Here is a 15,302-nt window from a genome sequence, read left to right as displayed (position 1 = left end):
ATTATCCGTTTTAGTGCTACTTATTCTTACAGGATGCCATAGGCTACCTGTAGAAATTTTTGTGAGCCCTAACGGTAATGATGGCAATCAAGGGGCTAAACAGTCGCCCGTACAAAGTTTACAAAAAGCTCTTGATTTAGCAAAAACAGCCAAAACCAATGGTACAGACCAGGTTAGTATTAAGTTATTAGCAGGTGATTACCACCTTACTGCCCCCTTAATCATTACTCCTGAATTAAATAATTTAGACATTATTGGTGAAGACAAATCAAAAGTCAGTATTAAAGGCTCTAAAGTTATTAAAACCTCCTGGACGCCTTATAACGATAGTATATGGGTAACCACTATTGATGAAACGATAGACTTTAATCAAGTATTTGTAAATGGCGAAAAACAAATTCTGGCACGCTACCCTAACTATGATGCTAATGGTGGTGCCTGGCAAGGCCATGCGGCTGATGCTATCTCTAAAGAACGTATAAGTGGCTGGAACAATCCTGTTGGTGGTTATGTACACGCCATGCACAGCGGACGCTGGGGTGGATTTCACTACCAAATAACAGGTATTAATGAAGATGGAGAGCTACAACTTACCGGTGGACACCAAAACAACCGTCCCTCTGCCATGCATCCAAAATTACGTATGGTTGAAAATATTTTCGAAGAATTGGATAGCGAGAAAGAATGGTATTATAACAAACAGGACAAAAAGCTTTATCTATGGGTTAAACCAGGGACAGATTTAAAAACAGCCCGTGTTGAAGTTTCAGTTCTAAAACACCTGATAGACATAAAAGGAAGCTTAGAACAACCTGTTAAAAACATTCACATTACAGGCATTACCTTTAAACACACCCAGCCTACCTTTATGGAAGAATACGAGCCCTTACTGCGCAGTGACTGGACCATATACCGAGGAGGTGCTATCACTTTTAAAGGCACCGAACACTGTAGCATTCAAGATTGTGAATTCACCAACCTTGGAGGAAATGTTATTTTTGTTGATGGCTATAATATCACCACCGAAATTAAAGACAACTACATTTACAACTGTGGCGCTTCAGCTATTAGCTTTGTTGGTGATCCTTCGGCGGTACGCTCGCCTTCATTTCAATATGGAAACTTTTTACCTTCAAAAGACTTAGACACCCTTCAAGGTCCTGCTAACGACTTATACCCTTCCAAGGGCATGGTTGAGAACAACCTTATTCATAACATAGGAGAAATTGAGAAACAGGTCGCCGGAGTTCAATTATCTATGGCTATGAAGATCCATGTTAAAAACAATAGCATTTACAATGTACCACGTGCCGGAATTAATGTGAGTGAAGGTACCTGGGGCGGACATATTATTGAGTACAACGATGTGTTTAATACCGTTTTAGAAACCAGCGACCACGGTGCTTTCAATTCATGGGGACGTGATCGGTACTGGCACCCAAGATACAACACGATTGACAGTTTAGTACACGCCAATCCAAAAATGCCATATTGGGATGCTATGCATACCACCATCATTCGTAACAACCGCTTTCATTGTAATCACGGATGGGATATTGACCTGGATGACGGCTCTTCGAATTACCACATTTACAATAACCTCTGCCTTAATGGTGGCATCAAGCTTCGTGAAGGCTTTTACCGTGTAGTAGAAAATAATATCATGGTGAATAATGGTTTTCACCCTCATGTATGGTTCGACAATAGTGAAGACATTTTTAAACACAACATCTCGATGACCAAACATTTCCCGATACGTCTGAAAGGCTGGGGAAAAGAAGTCGACTATAATGTGTTTCCTGACAGTACTGCTTTGGCCTTAGCGCAACAAAACCACACTGATGAACATAGTGTATATGGAAATCCCATGTTTATAAATCCAAAGGATGGAGACTTTACGGTTTCTGAAAATTCGATTGCTTTACAAGTAGGGTTCAAAAATTTCCCAATGGATCAATTTGGTGTTCAAAACCCGGAATTAAAAGCTTTAGCCAAACAACCGAATATTCCGGCGTTACAGATTCAATCACTTACCAACACCAAAAGTAAAACTCTGGAATGGTTGGGTGCTACACTTAAAAATATTGAAACACCCGAAGAACAATCGGCTTCTGGATTGTTTGATATGAATGGTGTTATTGTTTTAAACATAAAGGCAGACAGCCAAGTTAACCATTCCGGTTTACAGGCTGATGATGTTATTATAGCTATAGATAATGAACCTATTAAAAACACTTCGGAACTTTTAAGTAAATACCAAGGAAACCGTTGGCGAAAGCAATTAAAAATTAAAGTAATTAGAAACCAAAAAAGAATAGATTTAGTATTAAACACAGACTAAAACATAACCAAATTCTTTAAACCGAAACGCCCTTATAAGGGCGTTTTTTTTATGACTAATAAATCCTTTTATGAGTAACAACCTCTCATTAAATTTCGTACCTTTAAGTAAGGGGTTGGTTTTATGCTAAATATTACAAGTCATGAAGACTTTAAAAACACTTAAATCCTGGGTTTATCCGGTGACGCCACTTACCATTATTACAATAACAAGCATTGTAATTGCCATACAATCCATTTACATAGGATTAACTCATGAAAGTCCGATGATTCTTTACCCGATTATAGCAGTGCCTGTTACGGGTTTTATTATAGGCCTATATGTTTTAGATCGGTTTGTTATAAAAAGTACACCTTACTATATCATCTTTGCAATAGAATTATTACTATTTGCTGGTGGTTATATTGGTTTTAAATACATGAATGCTACTACAGATATTAACATATCCACAGATAATGATTATATTGTTGTATTCTATGATGCCAAGGAAACGTCTATGCACCATTTCCATAACCATGGCCTTTTTGATAAAACACTACACATTAATAACAACATTGTGCATCTCGATCCGTCACTCTGTCATAGAAACGACATACGTATCTTACCTCCTGAAAGCTGGATGGGGAGTTATCAACATCAGGGCAATTGGTTTCATCAAGGTGATTCTATTCCTTATTTATTCCTCTTGAAAAATAACGCACCTAATGCTTACGAACGCACACAGCAAAAGGCTATAGATAGTTTGCTACATAGCGCTATTCATCAGTAAAATGATAAACATTCACAAAGCACCCATGCAACACCAGACTTTTTTTCACATCGAAAACAACAAATTATCAACATATTACAACATACTTCAGCCAACTATTACGCCTGATGCTAATACTCGGTTTTATAAACCACCGCTTAACCCATTCCAAATATATATCAAGTCCACTGAGCTCCATCACATCCGGATAGCTAATCCTTGACTACTTTAATGCGAATGTTGATAAGTTCCTTTCGGCCCCCTTCAAACAACCAAAATCAGAAAGAGACTAAACCGTTAGTTAAAGAAGTTTTTAAATTTACGGAAAACCGCACATTTTACTGTAAGAATAATATCTATATTAGCGCTCGTTAAAAACGGTTATGGCGTTTAAAACCATTTATATGAAACTAAACTTATTCATTGTCTTTTCTTTAATAACCCTACTGAAGGGTTACGCACAGTTTTTTAAACCTACGGCTATTGAGGCTAATATTGGTTATGGCCTGAGCGCCCCTTACGATGATGTGGACATATTCAACACCGGATTTTATGCACAGGCGGAATACATTCTTGAAGCCTCAAAATGGTTTGATGTTCGTCCGTACGCTGGTTTAATATTAACAAGCAAACAAGGCAGAGCATCAAATGGAAATAAAAGTGAGTATACATCTTCATCGAAAGCTTTTCTTTTTGGAGGAAAAGGCCGGGTAACCTTTCCTATTCCATGGATTGCCCCGTACTTTGAACTAGGTATCGGAGCATCGATTGGAGCCTTTAGAACCTATACCCCATACACCAATATTGATCGTACCGGACTGGCATATCACATTCCGTTTTCTCTGGGTTTAGAGCTGGGAAGAGAGCATAATGTTGATGTGGCATTTACCTATTATTATCACCCTGAAGAAGAACAATTCTCAGGAGCTTTAGCAGTAGGGGTTGCTATTCCATTATAGCAAATAAAACTATTGATTATATCATTTCTATACACTATATTAATCTATAAACCTCATCCTAACTTCACATGGTCGTAACTTGTCGAAAACAGACCTTAAACAGGAGTAGACACCAACTAACATTTCATTTATGACACATAAAATAACCTCAATTTTGATGGCAGGAACCCTGATCCTGACCACAAGCTGCGCAAGTATCGTAAGCAAATCGAATTATCCGATCTCTATTAACAGTACCCCTTCGGAAGCGTCAATTACCATTACCAACAAAAAAGGTGTGGAAATTTACAAAGGTGCTACACCGGCCAACTTAAAACTAAAAGCCGGTAATGGGTTTTTCAGTAAAGCGCGCTATATGGTGAAGTTTGAAAAAGAAGGCTACGACGCTAAAATGGTTCCGGTAGAATTTAAACTGGACGGCTGGTACTTTGGTAACATTCTTATTGGTGGTTTAATTGGTTTGCTTATTGTAGATCCTGCTACCGGCGCCATGTATAAACTGGATACCGAGTATTTGAACGAAACTCTTGCACCTGTTAGCACTGCCAGTACAAATGAAGAATTAAAAGTTTATAGCATAAACGACATTCCAGACAACTGGAAAGCACACTTAGCACAACTTACAGAATAACAAAAACCCGATTACTAGCATAAGCTCTTAAATTAAGAGCTTATGCTTTTTTTATTTCGCGTACAATACAACCATGAAATTCATTAAAATTACCTTATTCTTATTTTTCGGATTATCCTTAACCAATTGTGCATCACGCTACCAAACCATTAATCCAACATCGGTAAACTATGTTTCTAAAACTGAAACAAAGGGTATTCAACTGGAATACCGATACAGTTTGCTTGAAAGAAAATATTCAAAAAAAGAGATTAAAAAAGGTGTTAAAGTAGTCGCTTTTAAAATCACCAACCATTCTGATAAAGACATTATCTTTGGAGACAACGTTACTTTTAAATACACCAATGGTGAAGCGGTTCAGGTATTAGAAACTGAGCAAACGTTTAAAACCTTAAAACAACAATCGGCATTATATTTACTGTATTTGTTACTTACTCCGGTTAATTTTTACACCTCTACGACTAACTCTTATGGCGTTGAAGAACAAACCAGCTCCACCCCTATTGGTTTGGTTCTAGGTCCTGGCATTGCAGCAGGAAACGTAATTCAGGCCAGTTCTGCTAATAAAAAGTTTAAAACCGAATTACAGAATTACGACCTTAACGGAACCGTAATCAAACCCGGAGAAACCAAACATGGATTGATTGGCATCAAATCCTTTCATCATGATACTTTAAAATTAAACGTTGAATAACAACATACGATTACATTAACTTAAACGTCCTCTTACAAGGCGTTTTTGTTTGACATAAAGTTTAGTATATTAGCCTATTAATCGCTGTAAATCATGATGACTACCGATGTAGAAACCTTTTTTACTGATGGCTGCGGCCGATGTGCTCTTGGCGGAACTCCCGATTGTAAAGTACATAACTGGGACGAAGAACTACACATGTTACGCACCATCATTCTGGAATGCGGTTTAACCGAAACCTGCAAATGGGGCGTGCCCTGCTACACCTACAACAATAGCAATGTACTTATGCTTAGTGCTTTTAAAAACTATTGCTCACTAAACTTTTTTAAAGGCGTATTGCTTAGTAATGACAAAGGACTTTTAGTGGCTCCCGGAGAAAACTCACAAGCCGTGCGTCAGTTAAAATTCACCAGTACAGAACAAATAAACCCCTTGATTTCTGATATTAAAGCCTGCATATTTGAAGCCATTGAAATTGAAAAACAAGGTTTAAGCATTCCTACTAAGAAACGACTAGAACCACTACCTGAAGAGCTGGAACAAAAGTTTGAAGAAGACCCGGTATTAAAATCGGCTTTTGAAGAATTAACACCGGGAAGACAACGTGGCTACATCCTGTATTTTTCTGCGGCTAAACAATCGGCCACCCGACTATCGCGTATTGAAAAATGTTCTGATAATATTCTTAATGGTATTGGCCTCCACGATAAATACACTTCTAACAAGAAATAAAACAACAAGCTTTTACCCTTACCTCAAATCGTAAGTAAAGTTTTACTATCTTTAAAAGATAAAATTTTTCGAAGCCTACTAAACCTATAAAAAATTCTAACATGAATAAATATTGTCTGCTACTATTCCTTCTTATCTGTAATTACAACTTTGCTCAGGAATCAAATGAAATTCCTGTAAATACCGAAATAAATGATGTTACCGTTTTTATAGAAGGTGCACAGATAACACGAAAAAAAGAAGTGGCTTTAAAATCGGGCGTATCAATTTTAAAATTCACTAATCTATCGCCCTTCATTCAAAATAAAAGTGTTCAAGTAAAAGCCTTGGGCGATGTCACCGTCCTTGGTGTAAATCATCAACAAAACTTTGTGGATAAATTAGAAAAATCTAAAGAACTCACTGACTTAGAACAAGCTCTGGAAACTATAGAAGAAAAGATTGATGTAGAAAAAACTCAAATTACAATCATCAATGAAGAAATCGCATTTTTAAATGAAAACCGACAAATAGGAGGCAAAGACCGAACACTAAATGTGAACGACTTAAAAACCACGTCAGACTTTTATAGTAACAAATTAACCAGTTTAAAACTTAAAGAACTGGAAATAAAGAAAGGCTTAAGCCATTTAATTAGAGAACAACGCGACCTCGAAGACCAGTTAAAAACCATAACAAGCAAAAAGGAGTTTGCTAACGGTGAAATTATTGTAAAAATTGAAGCAAAACAAGCAACAAAGGCCAACCTAACACTTACCTATGTTGTTAACAATGCCGGATGGTTTCCTTCTTACGATATTAGAGCGAAAGATATAGACGAACCAATTCAACTTGTTTATAAAGCTAATGTTAAACAAGACACGAAAATTGACTGGAAAAATGTAAAACTAAAATTTTCGTCTGCAAACCCTAATCTATCTGGTATCGCTCCTGAATTAAGAACCTATTATCTGGATTATAATATGTCTCCTCCAAGATATAATAAATCTGTCAATGAAATTTCAGGTACCGTTATAAGCAATAGCGACAACTCACCTTTGCCTGGAGCTAATGTAATGATTGATGGAACATCCATAGGCACAACAACAGATTTTGACGGCTTTTATTCCTTAACGGTTCCTGATAATTCAAGTCTTATAAAATTCTCTTATATTGGTTATGAAACAAAAACACTTCCTGTTCAAGGGTCTACACTAAACGTCAGGCTTATTGAAAGCCAAGAGAAGTTGGAAGAAGTCGTAGTAGTTGGCTATGGAAGACAAAAAAAATCTCATTCGGTTGGAGCAAAATTAGAGGGGAAAGTCTCAGGCATTCAAATAGCTAAAGCTGAAAATATAGAAAGCAAAGCCATCCCTATGCAAAAAACAGAAAATCAAACCACCATAGAATTTGAAGTCGATATACCATACACCATCAACTCAGATAATAAAAGCTACGCTGTAGATATGGTCAACTATAAATTACCGGCAGACTATCAATATTATGCTATTCCCAAAATTGAAAAAGAAGCTTACTTAGTGGCTAACATAAATAACTGGGAACAATATAGCTTACTGGAAGGTGAAGCAAATATTTTCTTTGAAAACACCTTTGTCGGTAAAACCATTCTTGATACTCGATTCGCTAGTGACACTTTGGAAATTTCATTAGGTAGAGATAAAAACGTAAGTGTTAATCGAGAAAAAATAACCGATTATACCTCTAAGAAATTTGTAGGCACCAAAAAAGAAGAATCCAGAGCCTGGAGCATTTCCGTAAAAAACAACAAATCTAAAGCTATCAACATGGTTGTTTTAGATCAAGTTCCTGTGTCTAAACTAGACGAGATTAAAGTAGATATTATAGAATCGTCTAAAGCTAAGCTAGATACCGACACAGGCGAACTAAAATGGGAATTTGACATTTCTCCAAACGAGAAGAAGGAATTCGATTTACACTATACCGTAAAATACCCAAAAAACAGAAATTTAGTTGTAGAATAATTAACCAAAAAATGAGCAAGCACAAAATATTTACCATGTCGTTTGCGAGTGTTTATCCGCACTACATCAACAAATTAGAAAAGAAAGGACGTTCAAAAAACGAACTGGATACCATTATTTTCTGGTTAACCGGGTACAATGAATCTGAATTACAGCAAATTTTAGATAATAAAACCGATTTTGAAACCTTCTTTAATAAAGTACCTCAACTGAACCCCAATGTTACAAAAATAACAGGGGTTATTTGCGGGTATCGTGTAGAAAATATTGAAGACCCTTTGATGCAAAAAATACGTTATCTGGATAAACTTGTGGATGAACTCGCTAAAGGGAAAGCTATGGAAAAAATCCTGAGAACCTGATTTTAATTAGTCAGCAGTATCATGACAATGTTGTTGGAGTTTCTATTGCCCTAGGTATTATTGTCATGTGCTTCGTTATGGAATATGTTCATAAAAAAACTAAAAAGACTTAAACACGGCATTTTAATTATGTATTCAACCTGAATTCACATTTCATACATACATTGCTAAGAGAATTCAAGAAATACATTTTCACAAGACCTTCTTAAAATCTTTTGTAAATTGATTATCTTAGTTTCTCCATTTAAAGCCCCAAACTTAGATGTTCAGGTACTACAACTTTTAAAATGTTGTAACCACAAAAGACAGTTTAAACCCATAAAATTAACAGACAATGAAAACAAAACACGGATTTTTTGCTCTCCTTATTTTTTTAACCTTTACACTAGCTTTCTCATTTGAGGGCTATAGTCAGCCACCAAAATGGGCACCGGCACACGGATACAATGCTAAAACCAGACATATATATTTCCCAGACCGTAATTTCTATTACGATCTTCAAAAACAATCCTATATTTACTTAAGTGGAGACAATTGGCGAGTGAGTGCTAAACTTCCGTCACTTTATGCGAGTTTTGACTTAGGCAGAGCAGCAAAAATAGAATTAGACTTAAACAGCGATTCGCCCCAAAGATATAACAACGATCACCTTGTAAAATACAAAGGAAAAAAATTTAAAGGCAGTCCTGGAAACTCCCAAAAGAATAATTCAGGCAAAGGCAACAAGAAAAAATAACCTTAAATGACATTAACCTTTCATCAAATTCACAGAGATGAATTTAACACCGTTTTGAACTTATTTAAAGAAGCTGCAGAGAAAATTGCCAAAATGCATATTGACCACTGGCAATATTGGAAAAATCCACCCGCTGAAAAAATTAAATGGGTTCAAGACGGTATTAAAAACAATGAATATTTCTTTATAAAAAACACCAGCAATACAACCATTGGTATGGTACGTATTTTAAACGAAGACCACCTGTATTGGGGCGATCAAAAGGATGCAGCATTGTATGTACATTCGCTAATGGTTAAAACCGAATATAACGGTCAAGGTATTGGTAAAACCATTTTAAAATCAATTGAAGAACAGGCTAAAGCTAAAAGCTGCAACTATTTAAGGCTCGATGCCGACTCTAAAAACCCGAAGCTCTGTGGCTATTACGAACATTTAGGTTTTAACAAAGTTGGTGAAAAAGTATTACCAATATCAACTTACAATCTCTATCAAAAGGAAATATTATAACCCATGACTCTTTTTGAACCAGAAATCGACCCATCAAAAAACTGGCTTCCACAGGATGGTACCGTCAATTATTACGGTAAGCTATTGAATAAAAAAGACGCTGATTTCTATTTGAGTAATCTCCTAGATAATATTGATTGGCGTAACGATGAAGCCATTATTTTCGGGAAACTTATAATCACCAAACGCAAAGTAGCCTGGTATGGTGAAAAACCGTTTTCTTATACCTATTCCAACACTACTAAACATGCCTTGCCGTGGACACAGGCTTTACTGGATTTAAAAACATTAATCGAACAGAACACAGGAGAAACTTTTAATTCTTGTTTACTTAACTTATATCACGATGGTAGTGAAGGCATGGCCTGGCACAGTGATGGAGAAAAAGACTTAAAAAAGAACGGAGCCATAGCCTCATTAAGTTTTGGTGCCGAACGAAAGTTTGCTTTCAAGCACAAAGACACTAAAGAAAAAGTACAACTCGTTTTAGAACATGGTAGTCTATTGATTATGAAAGATGAAACTCAAACCCACTGGCTACACCGTTTGCCACCTACTAAATTAATAACCACCCCAAGGGTTAATCTTACCTTCAGAACCATTATTGAAAACTAATGGTTGTTGACTAAATACTATCTTAATGATATCATCATCTACCGTTTAACGAATAATTTAATTCTACATAGGAAATTATTTTCGTCTTGTATATATTTGATTAGTGGATGTTTATAAACATTTGCTCCCTAACCTAAACCAAAACCTATTTGACATGTTGTACAAACTATTAGACAGACCGTATCTGATATTTTGGATTTCCATCCCTATTATCATTTTAAATGCGGCATATAGTAGAAACGACACGATACAATTAAGTATTTACGATACGTATTACATTTTTAGTCGCTTTCATTTATTTCTATCTATTTCCTTGTTATTCGCCTTTATGGGACTCGGCTACTGGATTATGCATAAAGCAGAAAAATGTCTATCACAATCTTTAAACATTATTCATGTGACGTTAACATTTGGCGGTATTTTTATCATCTGGATCATCTCCGTTTGTTTACACGTTTCTATCATGCAATACGACGCAAATAATAATATAACCAATGCCATATATCTAGTTGCTTTTATCGTTTTTTTAAGTCAGATTGTATATCTTATAAATATTATCAAGAGTCTTTTTAAAACAGAGAAATTAAAAAGGGAATAAGTTTTGAAGCTTATTCCCTTTTTAATTTACCGGTAAATTGAATTAAATTAATTCGCTTCAGGAACAAAAATAATATTTAAAACATTAGGATTATCGAAGAAATAACTAGCTGCTTTTTTAATATCTTCTACAGTTACTTTATCCAAGATAGTATCAAAATATTCTGGAGCCATCATGTTCTCTCCATAATTATAATAGGTTTGCAGGGTTTCCATCCAATAGGCGTTTGAACGTTTTAAGAGCGGTTGATTCTTTTTTAGATTTAAAACCACCTTATCTAAATCAGATTGCTTCACCTCTTTTGTTACTTGTTCTAATTCTTTGTTAACGAGCTTATTTAAATGCTCTGCATTTTCAGGATCACAGTTAAAAGAAATATCCATACTTAGTTGAGGAGAAGGCACTCTAATATCTCCGGCATTTACCCCTATGGTGTATACGCCTCCTTCTTTCTCTCGAATATTTTCGATGAATCGGATATTTAATATTTGACCAAGAATAGTGTGATGTACAATGCGCTCACGATTATACGCCAACGGCTTCTGCATTTTTATGACTACGGTCGCTTTAGGAGCTTCCATTGGAATTTCAACACGATGTGTGTTAAATCCTTTAGGAAAATAATCTTCCAAAGGTTTCCAACTTTCTTTTTTACTTCCGGCTTTAATTGCTCCAATGTATTTTTCTACTAAAGACTGAACGGTTTTAAAAGGCACATCTCCTATTAAATAAAATGTAAAATCGCCAGGATTACTAAAGCGCTCCTTATAAATCTCTTTCATCCTTTCAAATGAAATTTGATCAAGATAAGTCTTATCGTATTCAAAATATCTTGGATCTCCATTCGCTGCTAAGGTTTTATAAGCCTTTCCTATTAATGTATTCGGATTTTGGGAAGGACTTTTAAGACTGCCATAGTTACCGGCCATTAACTCATCAAACTTAGCCTCATCAAATCGTGGCTTTTCAAAATGCATATAGACCAACTGAAACATGGATTCTACATCTTTTGTTGACGCACTCGCTGTAACTTTTTCAAAATAAGTTTCTAAACTAACATTTGATTTGGCAGAATTATTAACCATTACCTTGTTGTACGTTAACGGATCCAAATCTCCAATTCCAAATTTATTTGCTAAACTAACCGCCTGCAACGAAGGAATATCTTTAACATCGTATACAGATGCACCTCCCGGGCTAACTGCTTTTAATTCAAGAGTCCCTTTTTTATTGTTACTGATTTTATAAATTACCTTAGCTCCATTACTTAATTGCCATTCTACAGCTTTATACCCCTTTAAAAGTTTTTCCCCTACTATCTTACCTCCCTCCGGAAGCGTATCTAAAAGCGATACATTTATAGGAGCTTTTTCAACATAAGGTTCTAAGGCTGAAGCTTCAACTTTTGCTATAATTGCTTCAATCTGTGCTAATGAAGGCACCTTTAATGGCTCTTTATCAGGTCCGGTAATCATAAAAACGCGATTCTTTTCTGTTAAAAAGGATTTTACAAAATCAGACACCTCCTCTTTAGTTATAGTAGGAAGGACTGTTTTCAGGAAGTAATAATTAAATTCATTGTCTGATACAGCCACTCCATCTAGATATGCATCTTTAATACTCTTGCAAATCGCATCAGAATTTTGTCTTAATCTCCCCTTTCCTCTTGACTCATTTTTCTTTAGCATTTCCGATTTTAAACGATCGATTTCCTTTTCAGTAAATCCATGTTGTACCACACGTTGCATTTCGGTATAAACCGATTTTAATGCCGAATTCACATTTACTTCATTAGCATTAAAATTTAAATTAAATACCTTATAATTCTTCTCAAAATCGCCACACAACACTCTTGCCGTAATATATGGCTGCTTGGCATTCAATGATTTTTCTTTTAATCGCTGATTGATTAAAATATTAAAAAAAGCATTCACAAATGTCTCCCGCAATTGGGCTTGAGTATTGTCCTTTTCATAAAAATGTCTGATCTCTAAAGTAAACCCTACATTTTTAACCTCTTTATCGGTTGCTACTTTATAAAGGGGCTTGTCATTATCAGGAATTATAACGTACTCACGCTCTTCAGGGTTCTTAACCGCAGGAATTTGAGAAAACAAGGCCTTTACTTTAGCTTCAACTTCGTCCACATTAAAATCACCAACAATACCAATAGCCTGTAAATCGGTGCGACACCAGTTATTATAAAACGCTCTTAATTCTTTATACTTAAAGTTTTGTACCACATCCATACTCCCCAGGGCATCGCGTTTGGAATAAATACTGTGATTGTATTTGACGTCTTTTAACTGCTGATCTAATCTATAATTGGCATCGTAGCGTTGTCTCCATTCTTCCTGAATCACCTTTCTTTCTGAATCTATTTCCGCATCCGTAAGAGATAATTCGTTACACCAATCATTTAAAATTAATAAACAGGTATCGAGATCCTCCTCTCTTGTAACAGGCACTTGACTAATATTATACACTGTTTTATTTGTTGATGTATAGGCATTAATTTCTTTACCGAACTTAACCCCTTTTTTTTCCAGAACATCAATCATGCTATTTCCTGGAAAATGCGTCGTTCCGTTAAACGCCATATGCTCTAAAAAGTGAGCTAAACCATTTTGCTTATCGGTTTCTAAAACGGCACCTACATTTTGATATAAATAAAAACTAGCTTTACCTTTTGGAGTTTCGTTGTGCTTGATGTAATAGGTTAATCCGTTTGGAAGGACTCCTATTCTAAATTCTTTATCGAAAGGTACCTGCTGAGACATATCTATACCAGATTGTGCGCATACACTTAATGATATTAGAATGGTAAAGATTAATAATAAAATATTCCGCATTTTATAAAGTAATAAGGCAGCTTTTCTGTTTAAAAAAAAACATGCTGCCTAGTTGTATAAATATTAATATTAGGTAATTAACTATTTAAATAATTTAAAGTGATTTTCTTAATTGTTCAAGTTCATATTCCTTATTCACAAACTTCTTATCTGATCTTGGCCAATTATCTATAGCTCTTTCTTTAAATTTTAAAGCTTTTTTCACTTTATTCTGCTTTATGTACATTCTAGATCTAAGATCATCAATGTAGCAGCTTTCAGGTTTTAATTCATAACCGTAATCAATCCAGCTATTCAAGGTTTCATATTCCTTTTTTGAAGAAACACGCTGTAAATAAGCCGTTCCTTTCCCTGCAATATCCTTTAGAATTTTAGTCGCTTTTAAGCCCTCTTCAGAAGCTTCCACCATTGCTTTCCTTGCTGGTATAGGATCTTTTTCATACGCAAGCTTATACCTGTTGTAAGATTTCAAATCATCTTCCTGAATTTCTCTAATCAGCTTTTCATGCATCAAGCTATCCATATAGCTCTCAATCAAGTCTTTATACGACTCATTATCATTGATTAAAACATAATACGTGAGTTCTGAATTAATTAATTCTTCATCTTTAACATATACCTCTGGCAATGTTTTATATGATTCCATATAGGCCTTAAATAACTCTGCATCTCTTCGTTTTAGGGCCTCTTTTTTAGTATTATTTAAAATTTGAGGTTTTAATCTTGATAACATTTTTGTTTGCCAAGGCGAGGCTGCCTTTTGGTAGGCTTCGTAATTCTCTTTTAAAATTTGATCTGCCTTCTCCCCCAAAACAATATATCTTGTATTCTTTGATAATAACTCAAACATTTCCATGCTTGATTCCTCTATCTCTGTTTGCACTTTTAACCAAGCATTAAAACCTTCTGTTAAATCCTGACCATATTCATCCATTTTAGACAAATATATTTTAAGAAAACGTTCATCGTTTTGTTTATTTGGAAAGTCTTCCTTTAGTTTTTCTAAACTATATGCACTTCCGATAGAAGCCAAGGCTTGTTCTGCTTTTGAAATGAAATCTGCAGTTGGCATACGACCGGTATCCTTAAGAGCTACAGAGCCATCACTTTCAAGATACAAGAATGTAGGAAAAGAATTTACCTTATACTTGGCCGCTGCTTTTGCTCCTTCCTTTTCAGCATCTAACTTTATACTTATGTAATGCTTGTTGTAAACCTCACCTACTTCACTAAGAGGAAATACATCTCTATTCATTATCTTACATGGGGCACACCAAGCGGTGTAAAAATCTACGAATACAAGTTTATTTTCAGTTTCTGCCTTTTTAAGCGCTTCTTCTAATGAGATATGTTGAAATTCAATTCCCTGAGCAGATAACTTTAAAATGCCTATAAGAATGAATGTTAAAAATGATAAAATGCTCTTTTTCATATGGTTTGCTTTAAGTTTAGCTAATTAACAAGACAGCTCTTTATAAATAAGACGCAATATTTCTAGCTTAGAGTGACAATAGGTCACAATAACAACACAGCTGTTAA

At 35.3% G+C, this 15,302-nt stretch carries 14 protein-coding genes; 12 read left to right on the top strand and 2 right to left on the bottom strand.

The window, feature by feature from the left end; translation table 11 throughout:
• Positions 1-13 precede the first annotated feature (13 nt).
• The 12 genes from ICJ84_RS17085 (at position 14) to ICJ84_RS02975 (ending at position 10,911) form a co-directional block, all read left to right on the top strand.
• Positions 14-2,341, top strand: a complete 2,328-nt coding sequence (locus tag ICJ84_RS17085) for a PDZ domain-containing protein (RefSeq protein ID WP_317173641.1) — start codon at positions 14-16, stop codon at positions 2,339-2,341.
• Positions 2,342-2,483: 142 nt separating this feature from the next.
• A complete protein-coding gene (locus ICJ84_RS03025; RefSeq protein ID WP_188214877.1) occupies positions 2,484-3,110 on the top strand; it encodes a hypothetical protein in 627 nt (208 codons plus the stop codon).
• A 383-nt stretch (positions 3,111-3,493) separates the two neighbouring features.
• Entirely contained in the window at positions 3,494-4,048 is a 555-nt protein-coding gene (locus tag ICJ84_RS03020; protein ID WP_188214876.1) for a hypothetical protein, read from the top strand.
• Positions 4,049-4,178: 130 nt separating this feature from the next.
• Positions 4,179-4,679, top strand: coding sequence for a peptidase associated/transthyretin-like domain-containing protein (locus ICJ84_RS03015; protein WP_194408526.1), 501 nt, complete (start codon positions 4,179-4,181; stop codon positions 4,677-4,679).
• 73 nt (positions 4,680-4,752) lie between these two features.
• On the top strand, positions 4,753-5,373 hold the full coding sequence (locus ICJ84_RS03010; protein ID WP_188214875.1) for a hypothetical protein: 621 nt from the start codon (positions 4,753-4,755) through the stop codon (positions 5,371-5,373).
• Between the two features lie 93 nt (positions 5,374-5,466).
• Positions 5,467-6,108, top strand: a complete 642-nt coding sequence (locus tag ICJ84_RS03005; protein WP_241748671.1) for a YdeI/OmpD-associated family protein — start codon at positions 5,467-5,469, stop codon at positions 6,106-6,108.
• A 101-nt stretch (positions 6,109-6,209) separates the two neighbouring features.
• Positions 6,210-8,090 (top strand): DUF4139 domain-containing protein, encoded by a 1,881-nt coding sequence (locus ICJ84_RS03000; RefSeq protein ID WP_188214874.1) that lies wholly within the window; start codon positions 6,210-6,212, stop codon positions 8,088-8,090.
• Positions 8,091-8,101: 11 nt separating this feature from the next.
• Positions 8,102-8,452: a DUF2200 domain-containing protein gene (locus ICJ84_RS02995; RefSeq protein ID WP_188214873.1), complete on the top strand. Its 351-nt coding sequence runs from the start codon at positions 8,102-8,104 to the stop codon at positions 8,450-8,452.
• Between the two features lie 334 nt (positions 8,453-8,786).
• Positions 8,787-9,188 (top strand): hypothetical protein, encoded by a 402-nt coding sequence (locus ICJ84_RS02990; protein ID WP_188214872.1) that lies wholly within the window; start codon positions 8,787-8,789, stop codon positions 9,186-9,188.
• Between the two features lie 6 nt (positions 9,189-9,194).
• Entirely contained in the window at positions 9,195-9,698 is a 504-nt protein-coding gene (locus ICJ84_RS02985) for a GNAT family N-acetyltransferase (RefSeq protein ID WP_188214871.1), read from the top strand.
• A gap of 3 nt (positions 9,699-9,701) precedes the next feature.
• Positions 9,702-10,313 (top strand): alpha-ketoglutarate-dependent dioxygenase AlkB family protein, encoded by a 612-nt coding sequence (locus tag ICJ84_RS02980; protein WP_188214870.1) that lies wholly within the window; start codon positions 9,702-9,704, stop codon positions 10,311-10,313.
• 154 nt (positions 10,314-10,467) lie between these two features.
• Positions 10,468-10,911 carry a hypothetical protein gene (locus ICJ84_RS02975; protein WP_188214869.1) on the top strand — a complete coding sequence of 148 codons (444 nt, stop codon included), beginning with the start codon at positions 10,468-10,470 and terminating at the stop codon, positions 10,909-10,911.
• 47 nt (positions 10,912-10,958) lie between these two features.
• Here ICJ84_RS02975 and ICJ84_RS02970 read toward each other — a convergent pair whose 3' ends face one another.
• Together ICJ84_RS02970 and ICJ84_RS02965 are read right to left on the bottom strand one after the other, a co-directional pair.
• Positions 10,959-13,763 (bottom strand): M16 family metallopeptidase, encoded by a 2,805-nt coding sequence (locus tag ICJ84_RS02970; RefSeq protein ID WP_188214868.1) that lies wholly within the window; start codon positions 13,761-13,763, stop codon positions 10,959-10,961.
• 94 nt (positions 13,764-13,857) lie between these two features.
• The gene (locus tag ICJ84_RS02965) at positions 13,858-15,195 is read right to left on the bottom strand and encodes a thioredoxin family protein (protein WP_188214867.1); all 1,338 of its coding nucleotides are present in this window, start codon (positions 15,193-15,195) and stop codon (positions 13,858-13,860) included.
• Between the last annotated feature and the right edge of the window lie 107 nt (positions 15,196-15,302).

It is taken from the genome of Aestuariibaculum suncheonense, assembly GCF_014596935.1.
Lineage (GTDB): Bacteria > Bacteroidota > Bacteroidia > Flavobacteriales > Flavobacteriaceae > Aestuariibaculum > Aestuariibaculum suncheonense.
Note: the sequence above shows the minus strand (reverse complement) of the source record. Positions and strands in the feature narration are given on the sequence as shown.

Coding starts and splice junctions, on each gene's coding strand:
- ICJ84_RS03010 (WP_188214875.1), top strand. CDS start 4,753: ATGAAATTCATTAAAATTACCTTATTCTTATTTTTCGGATTATCCTTA.
- ICJ84_RS02965 (WP_188214867.1), bottom strand. CDS start 15,195: ATGAAAAAGAGCATTTTATCATTTTTAACATTCATTCTTATAGGCATT.
- ICJ84_RS03005 (WP_241748671.1), top strand. CDS start 5,467: ATGATGACTACCGATGTAGAAACCTTTTTTACTGATGGCTGCGGCCGA.
- ICJ84_RS02980 (WP_188214870.1), top strand. CDS start 9,702: ATGACTCTTTTTGAACCAGAAATCGACCCATCAAAAAACTGGCTTCCA.
- ICJ84_RS02970 (WP_188214868.1), bottom strand. CDS start 13,763: ATGCGGAATATTTTATTATTAATCTTTACCATTCTAATATCATTAAGT.
- ICJ84_RS02995 (WP_188214873.1), top strand. CDS start 8,102: ATGAGCAAGCACAAAATATTTACCATGTCGTTTGCGAGTGTTTATCCG.
- ICJ84_RS03000 (WP_188214874.1), top strand. CDS start 6,210: ATGAATAAATATTGTCTGCTACTATTCCTTCTTATCTGTAATTACAAC.
- ICJ84_RS03015 (WP_194408526.1), top strand. CDS start 4,179: ATGACACATAAAATAACCTCAATTTTGATGGCAGGAACCCTGATCCTG.
- ICJ84_RS03020 (WP_188214876.1), top strand. CDS start 3,494: ATGAAACTAAACTTATTCATTGTCTTTTCTTTAATAACCCTACTGAAG.
- ICJ84_RS02990 (WP_188214872.1), top strand. CDS start 8,787: ATGAAAACAAAACACGGATTTTTTGCTCTCCTTATTTTTTTAACCTTT.
- ICJ84_RS02975 (WP_188214869.1), top strand. CDS start 10,468: ATGTTGTACAAACTATTAGACAGACCGTATCTGATATTTTGGATTTCC.
- ICJ84_RS03025 (WP_188214877.1), top strand. CDS start 2,484: ATGAAGACTTTAAAAACACTTAAATCCTGGGTTTATCCGGTGACGCCA.
- ICJ84_RS02985 (WP_188214871.1), top strand. CDS start 9,195: ATGACATTAACCTTTCATCAAATTCACAGAGATGAATTTAACACCGTT.